Here is a 24581-nt window from a genome sequence, read left to right as displayed (position 1 = left end):
ATCAGCCGGCGTGCACCCGGACCGCGATGATGCTGTGGTCACCCGGCCGGTAGTACGCGTCGACGATGCTGCCGGGCGCCATCTTCGGTAGCGTGGCGGCAGGTATCACCGCCGTCTCCCGTGCCGGGAACTGGCCGCCGTCCGGCCGCGTCACCATGAGGTCCAGTTGCACCTCACGGCCCGCGCCGGTGGCATTCATCCCGGTGACGACTCCGCGGGAGCGGGTGCCCTGAGCGATCACCGCGCGCTGCGCCCCGGTCAACAGCCGCTTGCGGATCAGCAAGTGGTCGAATTCGGCGGCGAATTCCTCGATCGTGACGAGTCGTTCGTCGGCCTCTTCGTCCGGATGCGCCGACGTGTTCCGGTGACCGGACAGCAACGCCGCGCATCCACCGAAGACTCTGGCAATGGTGGGAAACAGTCCTGTGTTCATGTCGATAGCGTCGGCCCGCCCGGCTGCTACCGAACCCAACTTTTGGTCGGCAGACAACGATTACCCTTGTGACGGTGAGCATCGGGTCGGCAACATCCGAGGCCGCCGTCGTGGTGCAGTCGGCGGTGCCGCGGCGTGCCGTCATCGACCGGGCCTGGCGTGCGATCGGCTCCGGCGTCGAGGTGCTCAGCACCGACGATGGCGGGCCGCTGCGCCGGACCGTGAAACGAATCCTGGACCCGCTGGTCCTGCGGTTGCGTAGCAATGCGGCCTTTTCCGCGCCGGTGCTGGGGGCGGAGGTGGCCGCGGCCATGCACGCCTTGATCGTGGGGCATGGCCCGCAGTTGCGGGCCACCGCAGACTGGTTCGTGATGCTCAAGGCCGAGCGGCGCCGGCAGCGCATCACCACCGGCAACGCTCAAGAGCTGTACTTCCCGGTCTGTTTCGAATTGGCCGTCACCAAAGGTGTTCCGCAGGTTGCGGATCGGCATACGGTGACGGAGATTCTGCACGACCTGCATCGCGACCGGGACCGGACGGCGATCGAGGTACTCAACCGTCACGTCGAGGACCCGGATGTGGTGGCCCGGCTCGCCAGGTTGCGGGACCGGAGCTGGCGCGATGTGCGGCCGGACGACAGCATCACGGGACCGTTCTTCACGGGCCTCACCACGGTGCTCGGCGCGGCCGACAGTCATGGCGAGATGTCGGCGCGCCAACGGGTGTGGGCGGCCCTGATTGCCGATGCCACCCCATACAACCTGGGCGCCAGCGCGCATGGCGACGCTGCCGCCCTGCCGTGGTCCATTGTCGACATCGGGTTGAGTTCCGCTGAGCCGCAACGGCCTCCGGTCATCGACGGAGAAACCGAGGGCGCCCGTCCGATGGATCGCAGCGTTGTTGACCGGGTACGGGCCACGCTGCGCCGGGCGTTGGATCGCGACGAGCTGCCCGATGTTCCCTTGCTGTGTGCCGAGGAGGTCGACCGAGCCTGCGCCCCATGGGGTCTGCTGAGCGAGGACAAACAGGCCGCCCTGCTGGCCGGCGTCGAGGTGGCCACGGACCTGCGGCCACTGGGCGATTCGGTGGCGACGCGCTACGAGTTGTCCGGACGCGTCCAGGCTCGGCTGGCGAAAGAGGCCTACGTCATGCATGCCCGGCGCTACCTTGCCGCCGGTGACGCCATCCACCCCCGACAGCGCCAGGTCATCGACGACCTGACCGCATTCGCACGGCCCTACCTGAGCAGGTTGTGGGCCCGGTTGCATGGTCGCGATGTCTGGCAGGAATCCTGCGGTGACGTCGATGATCTCCGGTCGCTGCTGGAAGGGGTGGCACGCTCGGTGAGCCTGGACCACCGGCAGCGGATAAAAGCCATGCTGGAATTGCAGGTCGCCGGATGAAACTGATCAATGAAACAGGTTTGTGGACAACAGGTCCTGTGCCTGCGCCGGTTCCGGCGGTCGCCGTTCTCGAGGTCAGCGGTGCGGTGTTGTCGTGGTCGATCGAAGCCCTTTCGGATCCGCCGGTGATCAGCTTCACGGATGCGGAGCGGGCCGACTGGATGTGGAGGGTCCTCGGCGAGGCCGGACATGTCGCCGTCGTCGAGGCGCTGCGTGATCGTGATCCCACCGAGGTGATCGAGCTGTCGTCGGTGTCGGTGCTACCGGGATCTACGGATGTCTTGCGGCGGTTGGCGTTGGGACATTGGTTCCGGAGATGGTGGCCGGCCAGCCGCCGTGACGGCATCGCCGTACTGGACCGGTCGGTGCTCGACGCCGAGCTCGCGGTGCTGACTGCGGCGGCCGAGGATTATTTCACCGACGACACCTTGGACGCGGATGTCGCTGGGCTATTGGCACCGCATGGTGCGGCACTGGGTTCTCATCGTGACCCGCGCGTGGATTTGCTCGTGGCACGGTGTCGCGAACTTGCCGATGAGATTGGGCTCCAGTGGTATTCACCGGACATCTGGGCCGCGCGGCGCGAGGACTATGCATTGGCCGCCGGCTCTGGTGACGAACCTCGGCCCCCCGGTGCCATCGCCTTCGGCAGCGTGACGATCGCCTGGTCGGACGTGCCGCCGGGGATTTTCGACGCGGCCGAGCAGAATCTCGGTTGGGCGGTCGTTGCCGAGGATGCGACGGTGACCGCCCGGGTGCGGGCGGCGATATCCGGTCCGGAATCGTCCGAAGGTATTCCGGTCTTGTTGCGCTGCGGTGTGTTTCATGCGGCCGGCGTGCTGGATGCCGATGGCGGCGCGGTGCTGCCGGTCTTCGACGCACAGGAGCGGCCCGCTGAAGAGGTGCCCGCGTGGAATGCCGACTGGTCGGCGATGCGAGTGAGCGTGGGCGCCGGTGGCGCGGGTGAGCCCAGTGGGTTACGCGATCGAGTGCGGGCTTTCGCCCGCTCCCGACTGGCCAGGCCGGCCGATGACGCGTTCCTCGCCGAGCTGCTGGCCGCCGAGTCGGACTACTGACACCCGCATCGCGATCTAGTGGTGCTTGGAGATCCAGTCGGTGATGAAACCTTCCTCCACCCGGAACAGGTCGTTCACGTGGTAGAGGATCAAGTCTTCGAGCCTGCCCCCGATGAACGGGATGTACACCTTGCACGTGCTGGAGAGTCTCAGCTGAGAACCGTGATCGGTATCGGAGAGCCTGCACACTCCGGTGAAGGAGCCCGGTCCGGCGGGAACCGAGGCGCCGTAGCTGCCCAGCGAGGATCCCTTGCTTTGATCAAACGGCTCGAAATGCTGCACGCGGGTGATCACCATGTCGGTGAGCATCACCTTCTGCGCGATCGGTGGCAGATAGATGCGGGGCAGATTCTGCTTGAGCACCACGTCAATACCGCGATCGGTCACGGTGTGGGTGTGAATCTCGGAGACAGGGGTGAGCCATCCGTACGCCGACATCAAGGTTTCCCAGTAGTCCCGGCTGGCAAAGTCCTGGTAGATCTTCTCGGCCGGAGCCGGAAAATTCACCGTGAAGACCGAACGCCTGGACATCGGACCCAGGTTAGCCGTGGGTGGCGATCCATTCGGAGGTGAATCGCTGTTCCGCAGAGAGCAGGTCCATGAGCTTTCCGCCGACGAAGCCCTCGATTTTGCCGCCTACCAGGGGGATCTTGACTTCGACGCCGACCTTCAGATCAAGTCGTGAACCCTTGGCTCCCGGCTGTAACCGCGCGGTGCCCGACAGGGTGACGGGTGCGCCCGGGATCGAGCCCACCACGGTGCCCTCGGATGTGCCGTCTGCGATGGCACCCCATTTCTCGGTGCGGACGATCTGCAGGTCACCTCGGTGAAACTGCGAGACGATGCCGGGCAGCCGGTCGCTGCGCAACACCTGGGTGGTGACGATCTCGAGGGCGCCGTTCTCGGATTTCAGGGAATCCAGGGTTGCGGTATCTGCGCCGGAACCGGCCAGACGCTCGTTCCAGTAGGCCTTGTCGGCGAAGGCCGCGTGAACTTGCTCGACGGTTGCCGAGTACTCCACTGACAGGTCAAATGAGCGGGCCATGGGTGGCAAGGCTACCGTTACGGCCCGTGAGGTTGGCACGAGCAACGCGCGCGCAGATCGAGGATCTTGGCGCTGTGGTCGCTGACGATGCCCCGCTCGCCTCACTGACGACGTTGCGGCTGGGGCCGGTGGCCGCCACGCTCATTCGGTGCGAGAGCACAGCACAGTTGACGGGCACACTGGCCGCGCTCGATGGCCATCCCACCCTGCTGCTGGCGGGCGGCTCGAACCTGGTTTTGGCCGACGATCTTCCGGACCTGACCGTGGTGCACATCGCGGCGGCCGGTGTTGCGGTGGATGGGCCGCTACTGCGTGCGGATGCGGGGACCAACTGGGACGAGCTGGTGGCGCTGTCGTTGCATGCCGGTCTGGGTGGACTGGAATGTCTCTCGGGAATCCCGGGAACCGCCGGTGCCACGCCGGTACAGAATGTGGGCGCCTATGGCGTCGAGGTGGCTTCGCTGCTGCGCAGGGTTCGGGTGCTGGACCGGGCGACCGGCCAGGTGCGCTGGTACGAGCCCGGCGAGCTGGGGTTCGGCTATCGCACCAGCATTCTCAAGGGCACCGACGCGCGCGTGGTGCTGGAGGTCGAATTCGGGTTGTCCACCGATGGACTGAGCTCGCCGATCCGGTATCCGGAGCTGGCCAAGGAGCTCGGGGCGGAGCCGGGGGAGCGCTTCGACGCGTTGGCGGTGCGCGAGGCGGTACTGGGCCTGCGCCGCCGTAAGGGCATGGTGCTCGACGACTCCGATCACGACACCTGGAGTGTCGGGTCATTCTTCACCAACCCTGTTGTGGCTGAGGGAGATCTGGGCGCAATTCGGGCACGCGTGCGTGAACGGTTGGGGCCCGATATCGCTTTTCCGCAGTATCCGGCCCCTGACGGGGTGAAGCTCTCGGCAGGTTGGCTGGTGGAGCGGGCCGGGTTCGTCAAGGGTTATCCGGATGAACGGTCGGCGGTGCGGGTGTCGACGAAACATGCACTGGCACTGACACATCGCGGAGGTGGGAGCACCGCTGACTTGCTGGGGCTGGCCCGGACTGTCCGCGATGGAGTCCTGGATGCCTTCGGGGTGCGGCTGGTTCCCGAGCCGGTGCTGGTGGGCTGCGCGCTGTAACTTCCGGTAATCGAGCGTTGCATTGCGGCGATGGCTCGTACAGTGAGCCAATGGGGCTGGGAATCGGCGTGCACGGGCTCTTCGTGGGGCTCGGCGTGCTGGTCGCCGCCGTTGTTTTCGCCTGGGAAGCGCGCCGCCGGGGCGCCCCCGCCGAACAGTCGTTGATCGCGGTGGCGGGTGCTCTGGTTGGCGGTGCGATCGGGATGCGGCTGTCGGGTTGGTTGGAACACCTGAACCCGGCACACAATCCCAGCCTGGTCGAGGCGTGGATGTTCGGATCACGCAGCATCATCGGCGGGCTGTTGGGGGCGTACATCGGTGTCCTGGTGGCCAAGCGACTCATCGGATACCGGGCCAAGACCGGTGACCTGTTCGCACCCGCGGTGGCGTTGGGTATGGCCGTGGGCCGGATTGGGTGTCACCTCACCGAGGCTCCGGGGCGGCCGACCTCGCTGCCCTGGGGGGTACATGCTCCGGCGTCGCGGCCGAACTGCCCGGGATGCCTGGCCGGCGCGGCCATGCATCCGTCCTTTCTCTACGAGATCGCCTTCCAGTTAGTGGCTTTCGCGGTGCTGTGGTGGTGGTTGCGCTCACGCGTCACGCGTCCCGGCGAGCTCTTCGTCCTCTACGTGTCCGCGTATGCGGTGTTCCGATTCTTCGTCGAGTTCAGCCGTGCCAACGAGACAGTGTGGCTGAATCTCACTCGACCGCAATGGGTTCTGCTGGTGGGAATGACATTCGCGGCTTGGCGGCTGTGGCGCGGATATCGCGGGGGATACTACGACGGCATCTTCCGCGGCCGCCTTTCCGAAGCGGTGCGGGCATGAGTTACCCACCGGAACAGCCCAAACCTGGCATCAACGGGGCGACGATGGTTGCAGGTGCACTCTCGTTCATTTTCGGTAATGCCGTGTTCGGGTTCCTCGCGCTGATGATCGGCGGATCGCTGGCCGACAGGTCTGGCATCGGCTTCGAGATCGTCCCCGGCTTTGTCGCGGTGGTGGGGATCGCGGTGGCGTTCGGTGTGGGTGGCGTGCTCACCAGGAAGGGTGATCGCGACAAGCGCGGTTGGGGGGTGGGGCTGATGGTCGGCTGGGCGTTGGTGTCGATGCTCACCGTCGGATTCTGTACGGGGCTCAATCCGGTGCTGTACCAATGACCGTCCCGCCGCAGCCGCCGCCAGAGGGCGAGCACCCGCCGCAGTACCCGTACGGCCCGTATTCGTACGGACCCGCCGGATACCCACCGCCGCCGGGCTATCCGCAGTATCCGCCGGGGTACTACCCGTACCGTCAGGCTCCGCCGAGGCCGGGCGGTGGTGCGGTCGTGGGGATGACATTCGTCGGGGTCTTCGTCTTCTGGGTGATGACCTTCGGGACCTTTCTGGTCCTGGAGAACGCGATGAGTGGGGGATTCTCGCCTGATACCAGGGCCATCACGCTGGCCATCGTGATGTCGGTCATCGGCTTGGGAGGTGGTCTGGGATTGACCATTTGGGGACGTGGCTGGGTTCGGGGGCTGGGAATCGGATTCATGATCGGTTGGGCGACGGTGGCGATCATGACGGGGTTCATCGTGGGCTGCATTTCGATGTTGGAAGGGTTGGAGTAGACGTGGCTGGTATGGGGCTGCGCGGGGATCGGATCCTGCGCTACGTCAACGCTTTCTGCCCGTTGTGTCATGAGGCGAACCCGGAGCGTCCGCTCGCGGAGGTGGACCGGCTTTCGGGTTGGCTCGCGCATCGTGATGATCGGGTCTGGCTCGAACGGGCTTGCCGAGTGCACGGATTGGTGCGCACGCTCTACGACGAGGATGCCGAGATCCTTGAGTACCTGGAGGAGTGGACGGCCCCCACCAAGACCCACGTTCCGGACGTACCGGGCAATTACGATCCCATCCCGATGGCGTATCTGCGTGGGCTGCCCGAGATGCAGACGCAACACACCTGCATCCTGTTGGCCGACATCACCGAAGCGTGTAATTTGCGTTGCCCGACCTGCTTCGCCGATTCGTCACCAGACCTGCACGGTGTGGTACCTGTGCAGCGTGTGCTCGCCAACGTGGACCAGCGATTGGCCCGCGAGAACGGCCGGCTGGATGTCCTGATGCTCAGCGGCGGTGAACCCACTGTCTACCCCGATCTCGGCCAGCTACTCGATGAGTTGATGAATCGGCCCATCACCCGGATCTTGATCAATACCAACGGCGTTCTCATCGCCCGAGATGACGCGCTACTGGACCTGCTGGCACGCCACCGCGAACGCGTGGAGGTCTACCTGCAGTACGACGGCCCATCGGCGGACGCGTCGCGGCATCATCGAGGTGGCGATCTGACGAGAATCAAAGCTGAGGCGGTGCAACGTCTCTCCCATAGAGAAATCTTCACGACATTGGTCATGACCGCCGCGCTCGGTGTCAATGACACCGATATCGGTGCGGTCATCCGGCTCGCCCTCGATACGCCGTATGTGGGTGGTGTATCGATTCAGCCGCAGTTCGGGTCCGGCCGGGCCGGCGCGATCGATCCCCTGCAGCGACTCACCCACACCGGTGTGCTCAAACGCCTTGGTCCACAGACCGGTGACGTCGTCACCTGGCGTGACTTGACGGCGCTGCCGTGTTCACATCCGCACTGTTGTTCGGTGGGATACATGTTGCGTGACGACGCGGGTGTGTGGCGGTCGCTGACCGCCCTCATCGGGTCCGAGCGTCTCAAGGAGAATCTGGGGTTGGTATCCAATCGCATTGCAGACCAGGAGGTCCCGCAGCAGCTCCGGTTGGCGGTCAAGGAGTCGCTGATGGGTCTGCTTTCCGAGCAGTCGTCCTTATCGCATCCCACAATCGGTGATGTGTGGAAAACCATTTGCGATAGTTGCGATTTGGGAATCTCGACATTGATGACTCTTGCGGCATCGGCACTACCGGGACGCCGGGCGAAGTTGCGCCGCATGCTCGGACAGCGGATAGTGCGGATTACGGTCAAGCCGTTCATGGACATGTCGACAATGATCGAGGAGCGGCTGACACAGTGTTGTGTGCACGTCGGAACGCACGCCGGGCAGGATCAGTGCGCACCGTTCTGTGCGGTACAGGCGTGGCCGGCGCTGTCCCGGCAACGGCTGTCGGTGTCCGCGGCGGGCGCCGCACCTGAGCTGGTCTTGCTTCCGATCCAATAGGCAAGTGCACCAACGTTGATGATGGCACCGAGCAGGCAGACTCCGCACCATCCGTGGGCGGAGTACATCCACGTCGACGTGATGGCGCCGATAGCGCTGCCGATGGAATAGAAGGTCATGTAGGCGGCGGTGAGACGACCATGAAGTTCGGTCTCCAGTCGATAGATGAGGCTTTGGTTCGCCACGTGCACCGACTGCAGGCCGAAGTCGATGATCACGACCGCGAGGGCGAGTCCGAGCAGCGTCCAGCGCAGGGTGGCCGCCAATGCCCATGCCGCCAGCATCAACGACAGGCCCGCGCCTGTCACCCGGCTTGCCCAGCCCCTGTCGCACCATGCCCCGGCCTTGAAGGCGCCCAGTGCGCCTGCGGCGCCGGCCAGCCCGAACAACCCGACTTCGCTATGCGACAAGTGATATGGCGCAGCGATGAGTGGTAACACCATGGGCGTCAAGAGCACGGTGATGGCGGCGAAAATGAGCATCGCGAGGATGGCCCGAGAGCGCAGCACCGGCTCACTGCGCAGCAGCCACATGGTTGACAGCAGCAGCCGGCGGTAGGGCAGCCTGCGGTGTGGGCGCGTGGATTGCGGCAGTGTGCGTTGCAACAGTGCGGCCGTGGCGACCGCAGCGAGGGCGGCCACCGCATAAACCGAGCGCCAGCCGAAGAGATCGGATAGCACGCCGGATACTGTGCGTGCCAAGAGAATTCCGCTGATTATCCCGCCGGTTACCACCCCGACTGCCCATCCCTGCCGCTCCGGGGCGGCGTGCACGGCGGTATAGGTGACCATCACCTGCGTCACCACGGCGAGTGCGCCCAGCGCGGTGACACTGGCCAGGAATGTCCACGCGTTCGGCGATATTGCGGTGGCGCACAGCGATGCGCTCAGCAGGACGGTTTGCCCGATGATGAGCCGGCGTTGGTTGACGATATCCCCGAGGGGGACGACCAGCAGCAGGCCGATGGCGTACCCGATCTGGGTGAGTGTCAGCACGATACCGACGTGCGCTGTGGGCATGGAGAATTGCGCGCCGATCGTGTCGAGCAGCGGCTGTGAGAAGTAGATGGTGGCCACCGCGAGGCCACTGGCAAGCGAGAACAACACGATGACGGGTCTGGTCAGCACATGCACCCCTGGGTAGAGTTGGTTTCACTTCGCAACCGTTGAAGCGTGGCATGAATGGTTGCATATTGCAACCAAAGGAGGTCGTCGATGGTGGGACGCGCCAGTCACGCGGATTCGAGCTGTACCTTGGCCAGGCCGTTGGGTGAGGTCGGGGACGGCTGGTCGCTGCTGATCGTTCGTGACGCGTTCGACGGTTTGCGCCGATTCGGTGAGTTTCAGAAGAGTCTTGGGCTCGCGAAGAACATCTTGGCGTCTCGGCTGGCGACATTGGTGGACAACGGCATCCTTGAGATTGTTCCGGCCGGGGCGCGCCACGAGTACCAACTGACAGAGAAGGGCCGCGGGCTCTTCCCCGTCTTGGTGGCACTGCGGCAGTGGAGCGACGAGTTCTGTTTCGCTCCTGGAGAACCACGCGTCTGTCTGGTGGATCGCGAGACATCGCGGCCGGTGCAACGCTTCGAGCTGCGCGCGGCGGACGGCCGGGCATTGGCCCCGGAAGATACGGCCGTGCTCGGGGTCTAGTTCTGACTCGGCCGGAATCCGCCACAGGGCTCGCCTTCGGCGAATGCGTGTGTCGGTCGTTTACCGTTCGAATGTCCCGGAACGAAGGAGCGGCCATGCGAAGCGGATTCCTGGTGCTGTTGGTGTGGGCCGGTCTGTTGGTGGCTCCTCTGGCGGCGGCCGACCCCGGCGCCACCGCGGTGGACCCGGCATCCCCGGAAGCAACCACGATCCTGGCGCCGGCGCTCGCGGACGTGACGGCCCAGCTCGGTAAGCCGGTACGTCTCGACGTGCGCAGCCTCAAGGCTGCCGACGGCTGGGCCTTTCTGTGGTCTGCCATGCAGGAACCCGACGGCAACCCCATCGACTACACCGGCACCCCCTTTGCCGAAGCCTCCGCCAATGGCGTGCTGTCGAAGAAATACGTAGCGCTGCTGCATCAGGACGAGCAGGGCTGGACGCTCGTCGACAAGCGGGTCGGCCCGAGCGATGTCGCCTGGGCCGGGTGGAGTGCGCAGTACGGCGCGCCCGCGGCGATCTTCGATATCCCGGTCTACTAGCCGCGGCGCGGGCCAAAACCGCATGTCCCGCCCGATCCAACGTGTGATCCTGGTCGGGCTGGGCGAAGCTGTCCGCAGCGGCCCGTATCGTGGGGTGTCGTGAAGTACCCCAGGCCGGATATCCGTGATGCGCTGACGCGGCGGCGCGCGCTCACGATGTTGGGTCTGACGGTGCCCGCTGTTGCTGCGGCCTGCACGAGCGTCGGCCCGAATGCGCCGCAAGATGCCCCGTCACCGGGGGCGGTCCTGACCTTCTTGCCGGATGACAAGGCTAAGGACGTCAACCCGACTGCGCCGGTCAGCGTGACCGTGGCCAACGGGTGGTTCCAGGACGTGAAGTTGGTCAACGCCGACGGCAAGGTCGTCGCCGGAGCCCTCAGCCGCGACCAGACGAGGTTCCGCACCACCGAACCCCTGGGGTTCGACGTCACGTACTCCTGGAAGGGTTCGGCGGTAGGCCTGGACGGTAAGGCCGTCGCCGTGTCCGGCTCGTTCACCACTCTGGTGCCGACGGCGAAGGTCAACGGTCAGTTCCAGCTCGCCGATGGGCAGACGGTGGGGATCGCGGCTCCGGTGATTATCCAGTTCGACGCACACATCGCCGACAAGGCCGCGGCGGAGAAGTCGCTGAGCATCACGTGCGATCCGCCCACCGAAGGTGGTTGGGCCTGGCTGCCCGACGAGCAGCAGGGCTCCCGGGTGCATTGGCGATCACGTGAGTATTTCAAGGCCGGCACCAAGGTGGCGGTTAAGGCCAATCTCTATGGAATTCCACTGGGGGACGGGGCATTTGGCAATGAGGACATGTCCCTGGACTTCAGTGTGGGGCGCCGCCAGATTGTCTACGCCGACGCGCCGAGCCACCGTATCCGGGTGACCACCGACGCGGGCACCATCTTGGACCTGCCGTGCAGCTATGGCGAGGCGGACCTGCCGCGCAACGTCACCCGCAGCGGGATTCACGTGGTCACCGAGAAGTACGAGGATTTCTGGATGTCCAACCCGGCGGCCGGGTACACCAACGTTCACGAGCGTTTCGCGGTCCGGATCTCCAACAATGGCGAGTTCATCCACGCCAACCCCAACACCGTTGGCCAGCAGGGCAGCACCAATGTCACAAACGGTTGTATCAACTTGTCGCTGGGGGATGCCGAGTCGTACTTCCGCACCGCCATCTATGGCGATCCCGTTGAGGTGACCGGTACTTCGATCGAGCTGTCGTACGCCGACGGCGATCTGTGGGACTGGGTGGTGGACTGGCCGACCTGGCAATCGATGTCGGCGCTGCCCCCGAACCCCAAGGAACGGACGATCACCACCACGCCGTCTACCTCGTCCATCCCGACCACCGTTCCGCTCACGCCGTCGGGCGCGCCGACACTCTCCGGGACGCCCACATCAGCCCCGTTGACCCCGTCCGGAGCGCCGTCGCTGTCCGGTACGCCGACGACCACGCCCCGCTAGTCGCTCGGATCTGTTTGTCGAAGAAGAGGATTGGCGCTCTGCGTGTTCAGTCGCGTGTCGCCCTGCGGGTAGAGGAGGCCTGATCCCGCGGTTTGACGACGATCTGGTCCAGGTTGACGTGCGATGGCCGCGACGCCACAAACGCGATGATCTCGGCGACGTCCTCGGCAATCAGCGGAGTGATGCCCCGGTAGACGGCATCGGCCCGGTCCTGGTCGCCGTCGAAACGCACCACCGAGAATTCGGTTTCCACCGCACCCGGAGCGACCTCGGTGAGCCGCACCGGTTTTCCCAGTAGCTCACCGCGCAGTGTGCGGTGCAGCGCGGCCTGCGCGTGCTTGGCCGAGGTGTATCCGCTGCCGCCGTCGTACACGTCCAGCGCGGCGATGGAGGTGACGGTGACGATAAGTCCGTCGCCGGAAGCGATCAGTTTGGGCAGCAGGGCGCGAGTCACCTGGAGGGTGCCCACCACATTGGTCTCCCACATCCAGCGCCAGTGCTCTAGATCCGCTTCCAGTACCGGCTCCAGGCCCCACGCCCCGCCGGCGTTGTTGACCAGGACATCCACTCGATCCAGGCTCTGCGCAAGGGCGGCAACCGAATCGGCGTCGGTGACATCGAGCACAACCGCGGTGCCCCCGATTTCCCCGGCCAGTGCGCTGATGCGGTCCTCGCGTCGCGCCGCAACCACAACATGAAATCCAAGGGCTGCAAGTGATTTCGCGGTTGCTGCACCGATTCCGGAGCTGGCGCCGGTAACGACCGCGACCCGGCCGTCGAACGTGGGATTGGTCATGGACGCCACTGTAGTCAGGGAGCGGCAATGGGCTGCTAGTAGGACATTGCCTCGTAGGGATGCTAAATTGCGCCTGTGTCCATCAAGCGCGCCGCCGAACCCCGGGTCACTTTCGTGATCGCGGGTATTGGTTCTCGGCTGCCGCTGGCTCGCGAGCTGTGTTGTCGCTGCGTCTGTCGCTGCGCCTAGTTTCTGCACGTCTTTCTTGACGTCCCGGGTGCGGTATCGCCCCAGTTCACAACACCATTAGCCATCAGTAGCCCGCGTTTCAGTCTTCGTCTGAACCCGGCCCCCCGCCAAAGGACCCTTCTCATGACTTCTCCGGTTCGCCGACCAGTTTCCCGCCACCAGATTCACCCGCCCGCCCTGTACATCGGCGATAGCGCCGCGTCCTCTGTGTTCCGTGCCGCACGTGTGCGCGGACCCGTGGCTCGCGACGCGATTGCCCAGGTCACAGGCCTTTCCATTGCTACCGTCAACCGGCAGGTGACGGCGCTGCTCGACGCCGGGCTGCTGCGTGAACGTGCCGATCTGGCGGTCTCCGGCGCCATCGGCCGTCCCCGGGTGCCGGTGGAGCTCAACCATGAACCCTTCTTGACCCTCGGCATTCACATCGGTGCCCGCGCCACCAGCATCGTGGCCACCGACCTGTTCGGCCGGACCCTGGATGTGGTGGAAACCCCCACGCCAAACGGCCCGCAGGGCGCCGCGCTGGCTTCGCTGGCCGGCAGTGCGCAGCGGTACTTGGCCCGCTGGCACCGGCGTCGCCCGCTGTGGATCGGGGTGGCCACCGGTGGTGTGGTCGACGGACCGGCCGGAACGGTGGATCACCCGCGTCTGGGCTGGACCGAGGCTCCCGTTGGCCGGGTCTTCGCCGACACGCTGGGGCTGCCGGTCTCGGTGGCCTCGCATGTGGATGCGATGGCGGGCGCAGAGCTGCTGCTGGGGCTGCGGCGTTTCGCGGCCCGTTCCCTGACGAGTCTGTACGTATATGCCCGTGAGACAGTTGGTTTCGCACTGGCCATCGACGGCCGGGTGCACAGCCCGTCCAGCGGTCCGGGCACTATCGCGGCGCTGCCGGTTGATTCCGAATTGCTCGGTGGCACCGGCAAGTTGGAGACCACCGTGAGTGACGAGGCAGTGCTGGCGGCCGCACGCAGGCTACGTATCGTGCCGGCAGGTGACGGCGTGTCGGTGAGCGCGGTATACAAAGCCGCGCGTGGCGGCAATGACTCTGCGCAGCAACTGCTTTCCGAGCGTGGCCGGGTGCTGGGGCAGTCGGTGGCGTTACTGCGCGACATCCTGAACCCAGACGAGGTGATCGTCGGTGGGCAGGCCTTCACCGAATACCCAGAGGTGATGAACGACGTCGAGACGGCGTTCCTGGATCGATCGACGTTGTCCAAGCGCGATATTCGGGTGACGGCGTTCGGTAACCGGGTTCAGGAAGCGGGTGCCGGTGTGGTGTCCCTGGGGGGATTGTTCGCCGATCCGCTGGGCGCCATGCGACGGGCATCGGCCCGGCGCTCGGAGACCTCCGCACTGGCCTAGGGCTCGTCATGCGCCGAGAGTGACGCTATGGCGGGAATTCCCGCGGTTTTCCGTCATAGCCTCACCGAGGCGATGTGATTGCTGGCGATTTGGCCGCGAATCTACGACTCGGGGCCAAAAAGTGATAGGCATGTGCGCATGACGCATATCCACCACGTGTCCTCTGCGAAGGTGCCGATGGCGTATGCCTTCGACTACATCAGTGATGCGCACCATCTGGCGGACTGGATGTTCGGAATCGAGCACGTTCGTTTTGTGAACGACGTGCCGCGGGGGCTCGGGGCGAAATACGATATCGCCATCAACCTCGGCGCCACGCTCCGGTCGACGATCGAGGTGACGGGGTGGGACCCCGACACCCTGTTCACCACCGAGTCGCGTTCCGGGATCGACAACCAGATCGAATGCCGGTTCCGGCCGATATCCGATGACGAAACCGAGCTGGAGATCAACATCGACTACCGGCTGCCGGGCGGGCTCGCCGGGCGGGCGCTGGGCAAGGTCATCTCACCGTTCATCTCGCTGGCCATCACGCATTCGGATGAGAAGTTGCGGAAGATCCTCGAAGAGGGATATCGGCAGAAGATCGCCGCACGCTGAGGCTCAAGCCGCTGGTAGGAGTGCTGCGCACCGATAGCTTGTGCGCTAGTGACAAGATGGCAGTGTGCTTAGTGGCGATGAGTTCGCGCGCCGGGCGGTTTCGGCGCTGAAGCCGCGCCGCATCGCCGTCCTATCCGTACACACCTCGCCACTGGCTCAGCCGGGCACCGGCGATGCCGGCGGCATGAACGTCTACGTGCTGCAAACGGCCCTTCAACTGGCTCGCCGGGGTGTCGCCGTCGACATCTTCACCCGTGCCACCGCCTCCTCCGATGAGCCGGTGGTATCCGTCGCCGATGGGGTGACCGTGCGCAATATCGTCGCGGGGCCGTTCGAGGGCCTGGACAAGTACGACCTGCCCACCCAGCTGTGCGCATTCACCGCCGGGGTGTTGCGCGCCGAGGCGGTCCACGAGCCGGGCTACTACAACCTGGTTCACTCGCACTACTGGCTTTCCGGTCAGGCGGGCTGGCTGGCCCGGGACCGATGGGGCGTTCCGCTGGTTCACACCGCGCATACGCTCGCCGCGGTGAAGAATCGGACGCTCGCCGAAGGAGACCGTCCGGAGCCCGCGTTGCGTGCGGTGGGGGAGCAGCAGGTGGTGGATGAGGCCGACCGGCTCATCGTCAACACCAAAGATGAAGCAGAGCAGCTGGTTTCGATACATGCCGCAGACCCCGGCCGCATCGATATCGTGCATCCGGGTGTCGATTTGGACGTGTTCACGCCCGGAGACAAGTCGGCCGCGCGTGCCGAGCTCGGCCTGCGAGCCGATGAACAGATCGTCGCCTTCGTCGGAAGAATTCAGCCGCTCAAGGCTCCCGACCTGCTGGTACGTGCGGCCCAGCAGCTGCCAGGGGTGCGAGTTCTCATCGTCGGCGGGCCATCCGGTAGCGGTCTCGACGAGCCCACGGCGTTGCAGGATCTCGCCGTGGATCTCGGCATCGCGGCCCGTGTCACCTTCCTACCGCCGCAGTCACGAGAGCGGCTTGCCCAGGTATATCGGGCAGCCGATATCGTTGCGGTGCCCAGCTATTCGGAATCATTTGGCCTCGTGGCGATCGAGGCTCAAGCGTGTGGCACCCCGGTGGTGGCGGCCGACGTGGGAGGCCTTCCGGTAGCTGTCGCGGATCAACGTACCGGTCTTCTGGTCCCGACGCATTGCACCCAGGACTGGGCGGATGCCATCGGGAACTTATTGGCGCGTAACGGTTCCGAGCTCAGCCAGGCGGCCGCTGCGCACGCCGCGGGCTTCTCCTGGTCCAGCACCGCCGAGGCCCTGCTGGCCAGCTACAGCCGCGCCATCGCTGATTACCGTGCACCACAAAGGCCCGCGACGCCGCGTGCGCCGCGTGCGCGATTCCGGTCGCGCCGGCTGTCCGGCTTGCGGCGATGACCACCGCGGGGGATGCCTACGCCACCATTGTGCGGACGCTGGTGGACCGGGAGGTCACCTTTACCGAGCACCACGGGCCGGACGGCAAACCGGCGCTGATCGTGGAGCTGCCGGGCGAACGCAAGCAGAAGATCACCACGATGCTCAGCCCGGGTGAGCATGCCGTGCGCGTCGAGGTGTTCGTTTGTCGCCGACCCGACGAGAACACCGAGGGCGTTTACCGCTACCTGCTCAAACGCAACCGCCGCTTGTACGCCGTCGCGTACACGATCGACAACATGGGCGACATCTACCTGGTGGGCCGCCTGCCGCTGCCCGCGGTTACCCCGGATGAGATCGACAGGTTGCTCGGGCAGGTGCTGGAAGCCGTGGACAACGACTTCAACATCTTGCTGGAGCTGGGATTCAAGACGTCCATTCAGAAGGAATGGGCGTGGCGTACTTCGCGGGGCGAGTCGTTGAAGAACCTTGAGGCCTTCGAGCATCTCATCGAGGATTAACCGTCTTCGGGCAGTACAGGCCCGAAGACGCAAGGACCATCAGCACGGACTAGACGCGGCGTGCAAGACTGTCCGGCGTGACGTTTCGTAGCCCTCTGCCCGACGTTTCCATTCCCGACTGCTCGGTCTACGAGTACGTATTCGGAGATACCGGCGTAGACGACAGTCGTGTCGCGCTGATCGACGGGCTTTCCGGTGCGCAGACCACCTTCGGCGAGCTGCGGTCGCAGGTCGACGCCACGGCGGCGGGTCTGGCCGCCCGCGGGTTCGGCCTCGGCGATGTCGCAGCGGTCTTCCTGCCGAACTGCTCGACGTTCGCGGTGGTGCTGCACGGCATCTTGCGTGCGGGCGGTACCGCCAGCACCGTCAACGTGTTGTACACCGCCGAGGAACTGGCCAAGCAGCTCATCGATTCCAAGGCGCAGCTCGTTTTCACGGTCTCGCCGCTGCTGTCGCGCGCGCTGGAGGCCGCGGAGATCGCGGGCATCGATGCTGCCAATGTGATCACCATCGACCCCGTCGAGGGGCGTCGCTCGCTGGCCGACATCGTGCGGCCCGATCTGGCGCCGCCGGAGGTTTCGTTCGACCCGGCAACGCATTTGGCAGTGCTGCCGTATTCCTCGGGAACCACCGGCAAGGCCAAGGGCGTCATGCTCACCCACTACAACCTGGTCGCCAACATCGCGCAGGCCAAACACCTGTACGGAGTGGAGCAAGGCGACCGGGTGCTGGCCGTCCTTCCGTTCTTCCACATCTACGGCTTGGTCGTACTGCTCAACGTGCAGCTCAAGCTGGGCGCCGAGCTGGTGATCCTGCCGCGCTTCGAGCTCGATACCTTCCTGGGTTCCATCGCCAACTACCGCGTGGACCACGTCTTCGTGGCGCCGCCGGTGGCGGTGGTGCTGGCCAAGCATCCGGATGTCGACAAGCATGACGTCTCCTGCTTGCGATCGGTGTTCTCCGGCGCCGCTCCGTTGGACGAACAGCTGGGCAATGCCGTTGCCGCACGACTCAATTGCCGCGTCAGCCAGGGTTATGGCATGACCGAGTTGAGCCCCGTCAGCCACCTCATCCCGCCGGGCCGGCCCGACATTCCGCTGAACTCGGTGGGTATTCCGGTCCCGAACACCGAGAACAAGCTCATCGACACCGAGACCGGTGCGGAGATCGATGTACCGGCCGAAGGCGAGAGTGCCCCCGGCGAGCTGCTGGTACGGGGCCCCAATGTGATGGCCGGTTACCTCGGCAACGAGGAGGCCACCGCGGCCACGATCGAGCCTGACGGATTCCTGCACACCGGAGATATCGCTGTCGTGCGTGCCGACGGAGTGGTGACGATCGTCGACCGGCTCAAGGAGCTCATCAAGTACAAGGGCTACCAGGTGCCGCCCGCGGAATTGGAGGCGCTGCTGCTGTCCCACCCGGGTATCGGCGACGCCGCCGTGATCGGCGTTCCCGACCCGTCCAGTGGCGAGATTCCCAAAGCCTTTGTGGTGCGCACCGATTCCGACCTCACCGATGAGGCCGTTATGGCCTTCGTCGAGCAGAAAGTGGCTCCGCACAAGCGGATTCGGCAGGTGGAGTTCATCGACGCGATCCCCAAGAGCGCGGCGGGCAAGATCCTGCGCAAGGACCTGCGCGCGCGTATCTGACCTGCGAAATCCGCTGGCGGATTCTCAGACCCGAGTGGCACCCTGGAGCGCATGGGCCATGTGTACGAGGAGATCGACGACAAGCTTGCTCGATGGCTGACCGAGCAGCCGGTGTTCTTCGTGGGCACCGCACCCTCCGGCCCGGACGGGCATGTCAATGTCTCCCCCAAGGGCATGGCCGGGACCTTCGCGGTGCTCGGTCCACACCGGGTGGGCTACCTGGACTACTTCGGCAGCGGTGCGGAGACCATCGCGCACGTGCGGGACAACGGGCGCATCGTGCTCATGTTCTGCTCGTTCGACAAGCGCTGCCGCATCATCAGGCTCCATGGCACCGCGCGTGTGGTGCAGTTCAACGAGCCTGAGTACCCGGAACTTCGCAGCCACTTCACCCAGGAGCTCGAAAAGGGTGCGCGTTCAATCATTTTGGTTGATGTCACCCGGGTGGCCGATTCGTGCGGTTATTCGGTTCCGCTGATGGACTTCGTGGGACATCGCGACGTGTACGAGAAGCACATCGAGAAGGTGCCCGAGGAGAAGATGACTCTGGACAGTGCGCTGGAGAAGAACGGCAGCTCGATCGATGGCCTGACTGCCCTGCGGTAGCCTGCACGCGGTACGACTAACCCGACATTAATCTCGCCGGACTCTTGACAAGCAGTCGGGCGTGACAGACGCTTAGTTTACGTTTACGAGTGATGCGTAAGCGATAAGCGAAGGGTGATGCCAATGACGGCACCCGACGCGGGAGCCTACCCGCGCCGACGTCCAAAGGTCAGCTACGGGGCCAGCGCAGTGGTGACGGGCGCGGGCAGCGGGATCGGCCGAGCATTCGCAGAGGCCATCGTGGCCCGCGGCGGCCGGGTGGTGTGCGCCGATATCAACCTGGCCCGCGCGCGAGAGACTGCCGACCAGCTCGGACGGGTCAGCGCGCACCCGGTCGCGTGTGATGTCAGCTCGTACGACGAGATCGTCAAGCTGGCCGATGTCGCTACCGACTGGCTGGGACACACCCCGGATCTGGTGATCAACAATGCGGGGATAGGAACCGGCGGTAAACCCATCGGTGAGGTGTCGATGGACGATTGGAACGCCACCATCGGTATCAACATGTGGGGAATGATCTACGGCTGCCAGGTCTTCACGCCGCTGCTGCGGGAACAGGGATTCGGCGGCATCATCAACGTATCGTCGGCCGCCAGCTTCGCGGCCGCGCCACTGATGGGTCCCTATAACGTCAGCAAGGCCGCCGTGCTCGCACTGTCGGAGACGCTGCGTGCCGAGCTGGCCGGTAGCGGGGTGCGCGTGACCGTGCTGTGCCCCACGGCGGTCAAAACCAACATCCTGGATGGCGCGCGTATCCCCGGGCCACTGAGCAACCTCGCGAGCACCGCATTCAAATGGGTTGGGGTGTCGCCGGAATGGATCGCGAAGACCACCCTCAACGCACACGACCGGGGGCGGCTCTATGTGGTGCCGCAGCCCGATGCCAAACTCATCTGGGCCATGAAACGACATGCTCCCGTGCCCTATTCGTGGGGCGCAGGAATCATCTCGCGACTGGGCCGATTGCTTCCCGAGGACACCGATCCGCGTGAGTTATGGGATACCGCCTACGAACAGGAGTCCCCGGTCAAGGTGGTGCGGTGATGCCCGGCCCGGTGCTGCCGGTCGTCGTGGTAGGCGCCGGATACACCGGTTTGGGCACTGCGGTGGGCCTGCAGGAGGCAGGGATCACCGGCTTCACCGTGCTTGACCGCGCCCGGCCGGAACCGGGGAGCTGGCGTGACGACACCATTGCCCTGTTCGGGCTGGGCCCCCATGTGACGTTCGGCAGCGAGGTCACCCGCATCGAACTCGACGATGACATATGGATTGTGGATTTAGAAGGGGGACAACGCGTCACTGCACATACGGTGGTGCTGGCCACCGGGTCGGTGGGCGGTAGTCCGGACATCCCGGGACTCGACGGATATACCGGAAAGGTCCTCGATGCCGCCGAGGTCGGTGACGGTGCGGGGCTCGCTGGGCTGCGCGTCGCGGTGGTGGGCAACAGTGCCGCCGCCGCGTCGATTCTGCCGGTAGTGGTGCGAAATGCCGCCACTGTCAAACTTTTTCAGAGCTCACCCGATTGGATACTGCCCCGGCCGAGTGGCCGGATCGGGCAACTTCTGGACCGCACGCTGCGCGACGAGACGCGCCAGGCCTGGTTCTCGGGTAGACGGCCCAAATCGCGCGGACTGCTCGAAGTGGTGGCCCAGCGCAACCTGCGCCGGCGCGTGCCGGACCCCTGGATTCGGCGTCAGCTGACGCCGTTAAGGCTCACCGGTCGCCCCAACGTCGTGGTGACCGATGAGTTCCTTACCGCCTTGCAGGCGCGCAACTGCAAGCTGGTTACCTGGCCGATTGCCCGGTTTAGCAGCGGGGGCATCCGCACCGCCGAAGGTATCGACCACCAGTGCGATGCGGTGATTTTCGCGTCCAACCCGGATGCGGGCTCGAGCACCGAGAGGGTGTCGGTGGTAGGGGCGCGGCGTCGGAAGCTGAAGCAGGCGGGCAGCATCCCGACCACGGTGGCCGGTTTCCCGAACTTGTTCATCGCCGATCCGCCGACGACCGAACCGAGTCGCGACAGTGCTCGCAAGACGCAGGCACGGATCAACGCGGTAGTCGGCGGGGTGTCGCTGGCATTGCGCTCGCTGGACGCGACCGGAACCGTGGTTGTCGAGGCCTCACGGCGCACCAAAGCCACCGCAGCGCTCACCGCCATTGGATTGCGGCCAGTGCTGTCCCGGGCCCGCCTGGACAAAACGGGTAAGCCGGGCGTGCTGCTGGCGCGGCAGATCGTCTCGACCATCATGGCGATCGGCGGATCGATGCCCCGCGGTACCGAGGTGGCTCGATTGAGAGATCCGCTACGGGGAGAATGGGTTCGGGCGGGCGCGGCGCTCAGCGCCGATGATCCCGGTCCGGTCATCTTGTACGTCCACGGCAGCGGCTACGTCATCTGCTCGGCGAAAACTCACCGTTCGATGGTCGCCCGCCTTTCGGAGGCAACGGGGCTGCCGGCCTTCACCGTCGACTACCGGCTGGCACCCGAACATCTCTTCCCGGCCGCTGCCGACGATGTTCGGGCCGCCTATGACTGGTTACTGGAACGTGGCCACGCTGCCCAGGACATTGTGGTCGCCGGTGATTCGGCGGGTGGCCATCTCGCGGTGGACCTGCTCATCGAGAATCATCGGCTGGGTATACCCCAGCCGGGCGCGATGGCATTGTTGTCGCCCCTGCTGGACCTGACGCTCGGTCTGGCCGCCGAACGCGAAAAGGTGCAGCCCGACCCGGTCATCACCGCGGCGGCCGCCAAACATCTGGTGGACAAATACACCCGCGCTGAGCCCGCGGATTCGCCACGCCTACGCCTGAGCTTTCCGCCCGGTATCGCATTGCCGCCCATTCTTATTCAGGCTGGCGGAGTCGAGTTCCTGGCCGCCGACGCGCAGCAGCTGGCACACATGATCGAGCGGGCCGGCGGGCAGTGCGATCTGCAGGTCTGGCCCGGCCAGATCCATGTTTTCCAGGCGTTGCCCCGGTTGATTCCGGAGGCCAACCCGGCGCTGAGCGAGGCCGCCCGATTCATCACCGGGGTGCTGACCCATCGGCCGTCACGCACGGCCCGGACCGCGTAGGAAGGACGAGAGATGGCCATTGTTCTGGAAGACATGCTGCAGACCATCAAGGACAAACAGTGGGCCCTGGCCGATGTGGACTGGGACGCACCCGGTGCCGAGCAGATCACCGATGAGCAGCGGCCCAAGCTGAAGGCCTTCATGGCCGACCTGGTCTGGATCGAGAACATCGGTGCGCGAGGCTTTTCGGCGTTGGCCAAGAAAGCCCCCAACGAGACGCTCGCGGAGATCTATCGGTACTTCCATGCCGAAGAGCAAAAGCACGCGAATGCCGAGCTGGCATTGATGCGGCGCTGGGGCATGCTCGAGCAGGATGAAGTGCCCGTCCCCAATGTGAACGTGCGCTTGGCCATTGAATGGCTGGACCGCTACTCGGACGGGCTGTCGCTGACCGTGCTGGGCACCATCATCCCGTTACTGGAAGTGGCCCTGGACGGCGCGCTGCTGAAATTCCTGCTGGAGGAGGTCAACGACCCGATCTGCCACCAGGCCTTCCGGCATATCAATTCCGACGAATCACGCCATCTGGCAGTCGATTTCCATGTGTTGGACATGATGGGCCAGGGCAACCTGCGCCGTGTCGTCATCGAGAATGTCGCCACCGTGCTCAACCCGTCGCTGCTGATGGGTCTGCTCTTGGGGCTCGGCACCGGGATCCCGCTCATCAACCGGATCAAGGGCAATCTGATTGGCATGGGCCTGCGTGAGCAGCGCCTGTACGACGCGATGGAGCGGTTCGTCAACGTCGGCAGCCGTGGCAAGGGCACACGACTGCTGGTGTACCAGGTACTGCGGCTTGGTGCGGCGATGATCACCAATGCGCAGAACCCTCTGCACGGCCCGTATCACGCGGTAGCCAACACCATGGTCAAGCTGTCCGACTATTACCCCAAGCGCTGGCTTGCCGAACAGCCGAGCTGGTCCAAGGAACTCACCTACGAGGTCAGTGCATGAGTGACCAACCTGATCACTATGTCGCCGTCATCGGTGCCGGGCTGGCCGGATTCGGTATCGGGTTGGAGCTGCGCCGGCGAGGTATCGACGACTTCGTCATCTACGAGCGCATGGACGGCGTCGGTGGTACCTGGCGTCAGAACGTCTACCCCGGTATCGGAGTGGATATTCCGGCACAGGCCTACCAGTTTCGCCATGCTCTGAACCCCGAGTGGACCAGGTTCTACGCCAAGGGCGGGGAGGTGCTCAGCTATATCGAGCGGCTGTACCGCGAGAACGACGTGCAGCGATTCGTCAGATTCGGCAGTGACGTGGGCGCGCGTACCTGGGACGAGGACGCGAAGTTGTGGCGGCTTCGGGTCAATGGGCAGGAGGTGACGGCCAGATTCATCGTCGTCGCGGCGGGCCCATTTCCCGAGCCCAAACCGGCAGAACTGAAGGGGCTTGACGACTTCCGCGGCACCGTCCTGCGTTCGGCGGCCTGGGACCACAGCGTGGATCTGAAGGGCAAGCGTGTCGCCATCATCGGCACCGGGGCCAGTGCTGTGCAGATCATTCCCGAGATCGCACGTGAAGTCGGCCATCTCGACGTCTATCAGCGGACGCCGATCTGGGTTTTCCCCAAGATCGACCCGAGCATGCCGGCACCGGTGCGGGCACTGTTCCGCCGGATACCGAGGACTCAGCGCTTGCTGCAGGAGGGCCTGGAATTCATCGTGGGCGGTGCGCTTGTCTACGGGGTGCTCAATGCCGGTCGCCTGGGCAACACCCCAGGGGCGCTGCGTTGGCTGCTCGGTAATGTCTCGTACCGGCTGCAGGTGCCCGATAAGGAGTTACGGGCCAAGCTGACCCCCGACTACGACTTCGGGTGCAAGCGCCCTGCTACCTCCAACACCTATCTGCCGACCTTCAACCGGGCGAACGTTGAGCTGGTTACCGATCCGATCGACACCATCACCGCCGACGGTGTTCGTACCGCCGCGGGCGTGGAGCGAGAGATCGACGCCTTGATCCTCGCCACCGGATTCCGGTTGTTCTTCGACCCGCAGGTGTATCGGGACCGGCCGGTGAGCGGCCGGGCCGGCTTCGATCTCGCCGACTTCTATCAGAACCACCCGCCGCAGAGCTATCACGGCTTCTCCATACCGGGATTGCCCAACAGCTTCAACGTCTTTGGGCAATATGGCTGGACCGGTGGCACGTATCACAGCGTGGTCGACACCGCCGCCATCCATATCGGGCGGGTCATCGGCGAGGCTCAACGACTCGGGGCCACCGATGTCGAGGTGCGTGCCGACGCGGCCGACGCGTGGACCAGGGATGCGCGGTCGCGCTACACCTACTCGCTGTTCCAGACCGGTAACTGCACCACTGCCAACAGCTACTACTTCGACCACAACGGCGAATCCGCGTACATCAGGCCTCAGACGACGCAGTCCGCACGCCGCTCGTCGCAGGCGTTCCCGCTCGATGACTATGCCTTCGCCGGTCAGGTAGGGCGCGACCGGACGGCCGCGGTGGCGGCAATCGCCGAATAATC

25 protein-coding genes are annotated in these 24581 nt (G+C 65.0%); 20 read left to right on the top strand and 5 right to left on the bottom strand.

Translation table 11 applies throughout. The features are described from left to right. Window position 1: 1 nt before the first annotated feature. On the bottom strand, window positions 2-439 hold the full coding sequence (locus tag HBA99_RS20785) for a hypothetical protein (RefSeq protein WP_046256025.1): 438 nt from the start codon (window positions 437-439) through the stop codon (window positions 2-4). Between the two features lie 68 nt (window positions 440-507). Between HBA99_RS20785 and HBA99_RS20780 the strand changes: the two genes are divergently transcribed. Together HBA99_RS20780 and HBA99_RS20775 are read left to right on the top strand one after the other, a co-directional pair. Then, window positions 508-1836, top strand: a complete 1329-nt coding sequence (locus tag HBA99_RS20780; RefSeq protein ID WP_057967887.1) for a magnesium transporter CorA family protein — start codon at window positions 508-510, stop codon at window positions 1834-1836. Continuing rightward, on the top strand, window positions 1833-2912 hold the full coding sequence (locus HBA99_RS20775) for a hypothetical protein (protein WP_070950608.1): 1080 nt from the start codon (window positions 1833-1835) through the stop codon (window positions 2910-2912). Before HBA99_RS20780 ends, HBA99_RS20775 begins: the two co-directional genes overlap by 4 nt. Window positions 2913-2927: 15 nt before the next feature. On the opposite strand, the gene HBA99_RS20770 is transcribed toward HBA99_RS20775, so the two are convergent. Both HBA99_RS20770 and HBA99_RS20765 read right to left on the bottom strand, forming a co-directional pair. Next, complete coding sequence (locus HBA99_RS20770; RefSeq protein WP_030096417.1) at window positions 2928-3443, bottom strand: DUF2505 domain-containing protein; 516 nt, start codon at window positions 3441-3443, stop codon at window positions 2928-2930. Window positions 3444-3453: 10 nt separating this feature from the next. Further along, window positions 3454-3957 (bottom strand): DUF2505 domain-containing protein, encoded by a 504-nt coding sequence (locus HBA99_RS20765; protein ID WP_030096418.1) that lies wholly within the window; start codon window positions 3955-3957, stop codon window positions 3454-3456. A 26-nt stretch (window positions 3958-3983) separates the two neighbouring features. Between HBA99_RS20765 and HBA99_RS20760 the strand changes: the two genes are divergently transcribed. The 5 genes from HBA99_RS20760 to HBA99_RS20740 are packed head-to-tail and all read left to right on the top strand — an operon-like array spanning window position 3984 to window position 8251. Beyond that, window positions 3984-5075 carry a UDP-N-acetylmuramate dehydrogenase gene (locus HBA99_RS20760; protein WP_070950609.1) on the top strand — a complete coding sequence of 364 codons (1092 nt, stop codon included), beginning with the start codon at window positions 3984-3986 and terminating at the stop codon, window positions 5073-5075. A gap of 50 nt (window positions 5076-5125) precedes the next feature. Next, a complete protein-coding gene (locus tag HBA99_RS20755; protein WP_070952018.1) occupies window positions 5126-5902 on the top strand; it encodes a prolipoprotein diacylglyceryl transferase in 777 nt (258 codons plus the stop codon). Beyond that, complete coding sequence (locus tag HBA99_RS20750) at window positions 5899-6234, top strand: hypothetical protein (protein WP_057966409.1); 336 nt, start codon at window positions 5899-5901, stop codon at window positions 6232-6234. The genes HBA99_RS20755 and HBA99_RS20750 overlap by 4 nt, the downstream gene beginning before the upstream one ends. Next, window positions 6231-6686: a hypothetical protein gene (locus tag HBA99_RS20745; protein WP_070950611.1), complete on the top strand. Its 456-nt coding sequence runs from the start codon at window positions 6231-6233 to the stop codon at window positions 6684-6686. Before HBA99_RS20750 ends, HBA99_RS20745 begins: the two co-directional genes overlap by 4 nt. A gap of 11 nt (window positions 6687-6697) precedes the next feature. Continuing rightward, a complete protein-coding gene (locus HBA99_RS20740; RefSeq protein ID WP_070950612.1) occupies window positions 6698-8251 on the top strand; it encodes a radical SAM protein in 1554 nt (517 codons plus the stop codon). Here the strand turns inward: HBA99_RS20740 and HBA99_RS20735 are convergent. Further along, a complete protein-coding gene (locus HBA99_RS20735) occupies window positions 8140-9378 on the bottom strand; it encodes an MFS transporter (protein ID WP_081343129.1) in 1239 nt (412 codons plus the stop codon). The genes HBA99_RS20740 and HBA99_RS20735 overlap by 112 nt on opposite strands. Before the next feature lie 87 nt (window positions 9379-9465). On the opposite strand from HBA99_RS20735, the gene HBA99_RS20730 reads away from it, so the two are divergent. The 3 genes from HBA99_RS20730 to HBA99_RS20720 all read left to right on the top strand — a co-directional run bounded on the left by HBA99_RS20730 (window position 9466) and on the right by HBA99_RS20720 (window position 11903). After that, window positions 9466-9900 (top strand): winged helix-turn-helix transcriptional regulator, encoded by a 435-nt coding sequence (locus HBA99_RS20730; protein ID WP_070923033.1) that lies wholly within the window; start codon window positions 9466-9468, stop codon window positions 9898-9900. A 95-nt stretch (window positions 9901-9995) separates the two neighbouring features. Continuing rightward, window positions 9996-10439 (top strand): hypothetical protein, encoded by a 444-nt coding sequence (locus HBA99_RS20725; RefSeq protein ID WP_064409628.1) that lies wholly within the window; start codon window positions 9996-9998, stop codon window positions 10437-10439. A gap of 99 nt (window positions 10440-10538) precedes the next feature. After that, a complete protein-coding gene (locus tag HBA99_RS20720; protein WP_070950613.1) occupies window positions 10539-11903 on the top strand; it encodes a L,D-transpeptidase in 1365 nt (454 codons plus the stop codon). Window positions 11904-11949: 46 nt separating this feature from the next. Here HBA99_RS20720 and HBA99_RS20715 read toward each other — a convergent pair whose 3' ends face one another. After that, the gene (locus HBA99_RS20715) at window positions 11950-12699 is read right to left on the bottom strand and encodes an SDR family oxidoreductase (protein WP_030096428.1); all 750 of its coding nucleotides are present in this window, start codon (window positions 12697-12699) and stop codon (window positions 11950-11952) included. Window positions 12700-13011: 312 nt separating this feature from the next. On the opposite strand from HBA99_RS20715, the gene HBA99_RS20710 reads away from it, so the two are divergent. From HBA99_RS20710 to HBA99_RS20665, 10 genes are all read left to right on the top strand, one after another. Further along, the gene (locus HBA99_RS20710; RefSeq protein ID WP_030096429.1) at window positions 13012-14250 is read left to right on the top strand and encodes an ROK family transcriptional regulator; all 1239 of its coding nucleotides are present in this window, start codon (window positions 13012-13014) and stop codon (window positions 14248-14250) included. 138 nt (window positions 14251-14388) lie between these two features. After that, a complete protein-coding gene (locus HBA99_RS20705) occupies window positions 14389-14850 on the top strand; it encodes an SRPBCC family protein (RefSeq protein ID WP_030096430.1) in 462 nt (153 codons plus the stop codon). Window positions 14851-14914: 64 nt separating this feature from the next. Beyond that, entirely contained in the window at window positions 14915-16246 is a 1332-nt protein-coding gene (gene mshA, locus HBA99_RS20700) for a D-inositol-3-phosphate glycosyltransferase (RefSeq protein WP_070952019.1), read from the top strand. Then, window positions 16243-16746: a type III secretion system chaperone family protein gene (locus tag HBA99_RS20695; protein ID WP_070915583.1), complete on the top strand. Its 504-nt coding sequence runs from the start codon at window positions 16243-16245 to the stop codon at window positions 16744-16746. Before mshA ends, HBA99_RS20695 begins: the two co-directional genes overlap by 4 nt. A 77-nt stretch (window positions 16747-16823) precedes the next feature. Continuing rightward, entirely contained in the window at window positions 16824-18398 is a 1575-nt protein-coding gene (locus HBA99_RS20690; RefSeq protein WP_030096433.1) for an AMP-binding protein, read from the top strand. A gap of 51 nt (window positions 18399-18449) precedes the next feature. Then, window positions 18450-19004, top strand: coding sequence for a pyridoxamine 5'-phosphate oxidase family protein (locus HBA99_RS20685; RefSeq protein WP_030096434.1), 555 nt, complete (start codon window positions 18450-18452; stop codon window positions 19002-19004). 123 nt (window positions 19005-19127) lie between these two features. Next, window positions 19128-20048: an SDR family NAD(P)-dependent oxidoreductase gene (locus HBA99_RS20680; RefSeq protein WP_057967800.1), complete on the top strand. Its 921-nt coding sequence runs from the start codon at window positions 19128-19130 to the stop codon at window positions 20046-20048. Next, complete coding sequence (locus tag HBA99_RS20675; protein ID WP_070952020.1) at window positions 20048-22087, top strand: alpha/beta hydrolase fold domain-containing protein; 2040 nt, start codon at window positions 20048-20050, stop codon at window positions 22085-22087. The genes HBA99_RS20680 and HBA99_RS20675 overlap by 1 nt, the downstream gene beginning before the upstream one ends. A gap of 12 nt (window positions 22088-22099) precedes the next feature. Beyond that, window positions 22100-23041: a reductase gene (locus tag HBA99_RS20670; protein ID WP_030096437.1), complete on the top strand. Its 942-nt coding sequence runs from the start codon at window positions 22100-22102 to the stop codon at window positions 23039-23041. Continuing rightward, on the top strand, window positions 23038-24579 hold the full coding sequence (locus HBA99_RS20665) for a flavin-containing monooxygenase (protein WP_070952021.1): 1542 nt from the start codon (window positions 23038-23040) through the stop codon (window positions 24577-24579). The genes HBA99_RS20670 and HBA99_RS20665 overlap by 4 nt, the downstream gene beginning before the upstream one ends. The last annotated feature ends 2 nt before the right edge of the window (window positions 24580-24581 follow it).

Source organism: Mycobacteroides chelonae (genome assembly GCF_016767715.1).
Classification (GTDB): domain Bacteria; phylum Actinomycetota; class Actinomycetes; order Mycobacteriales; family Mycobacteriaceae; genus Mycobacterium; species Mycobacterium gwanakae.
Note: the sequence above shows the minus strand (reverse complement) of the source record. Positions and strands in the feature narration are given on the sequence as shown.

Coding starts and splice junctions, on each gene's coding strand:
- HBA99_RS20775 (WP_070950608.1), top strand. CDS start 1,833: ATGAAACTGATCAATGAAACAGGTTTGTGGACAACAGGTCCTGTGCCT.
- HBA99_RS20770 (WP_030096417.1), bottom strand. CDS start 3,443: ATGTCCAGGCGTTCGGTCTTCACGGTGAATTTTCCGGCTCCGGCCGAG.
- HBA99_RS20765 (WP_030096418.1), bottom strand. CDS start 3,957: ATGGCCCGCTCATTTGACCTGTCAGTGGAGTACTCGGCAACCGTCGAG.
- HBA99_RS20755 (WP_070952018.1), top strand. CDS start 5,126: ATGGGGCTGGGAATCGGCGTGCACGGGCTCTTCGTGGGGCTCGGCGTG.
- HBA99_RS20750 (WP_057966409.1), top strand. CDS start 5,899: ATGAGTTACCCACCGGAACAGCCCAAACCTGGCATCAACGGGGCGACG.
- HBA99_RS20745 (WP_070950611.1), top strand. CDS start 6,231: ATGACCGTCCCGCCGCAGCCGCCGCCAGAGGGCGAGCACCCGCCGCAG.
- HBA99_RS20740 (WP_070950612.1), top strand. CDS start 6,698: ATGGGGCTGCGCGGGGATCGGATCCTGCGCTACGTCAACGCTTTCTGC.
- HBA99_RS20730 (WP_070923033.1), top strand. CDS start 9,466: ATGGTGGGACGCGCCAGTCACGCGGATTCGAGCTGTACCTTGGCCAGG.
- HBA99_RS20725 (WP_064409628.1), top strand. CDS start 9,996: ATGCGAAGCGGATTCCTGGTGCTGTTGGTGTGGGCCGGTCTGTTGGTG.
- HBA99_RS20715 (WP_030096428.1), bottom strand. CDS start 12,699: ATGACCAATCCCACGTTCGACGGCCGGGTCGCGGTCGTTACCGGCGCC.
- HBA99_RS20710 (WP_030096429.1), top strand. CDS start 13,012: ATGACTTCTCCGGTTCGCCGACCAGTTTCCCGCCACCAGATTCACCCG.
- HBA99_RS20705 (WP_030096430.1), top strand. CDS start 14,389: ATGACGCATATCCACCACGTGTCCTCTGCGAAGGTGCCGATGGCGTAT.
- HBA99_RS20695 (WP_070915583.1), top strand. CDS start 16,243: ATGACCACCGCGGGGGATGCCTACGCCACCATTGTGCGGACGCTGGTG.
- HBA99_RS20685 (WP_030096434.1), top strand. CDS start 18,450: ATGGGCCATGTGTACGAGGAGATCGACGACAAGCTTGCTCGATGGCTG.
- HBA99_RS20680 (WP_057967800.1), top strand. CDS start 19,128: ATGACGGCACCCGACGCGGGAGCCTACCCGCGCCGACGTCCAAAGGTC.
- HBA99_RS20675 (WP_070952020.1), top strand. CDS start 20,048: ATGCCCGGCCCGGTGCTGCCGGTCGTCGTGGTAGGCGCCGGATACACC.
- HBA99_RS20670 (WP_030096437.1), top strand. CDS start 22,100: ATGGCCATTGTTCTGGAAGACATGCTGCAGACCATCAAGGACAAACAG.
- HBA99_RS20665 (WP_070952021.1), top strand. CDS start 23,038: ATGAGTGACCAACCTGATCACTATGTCGCCGTCATCGGTGCCGGGCTG.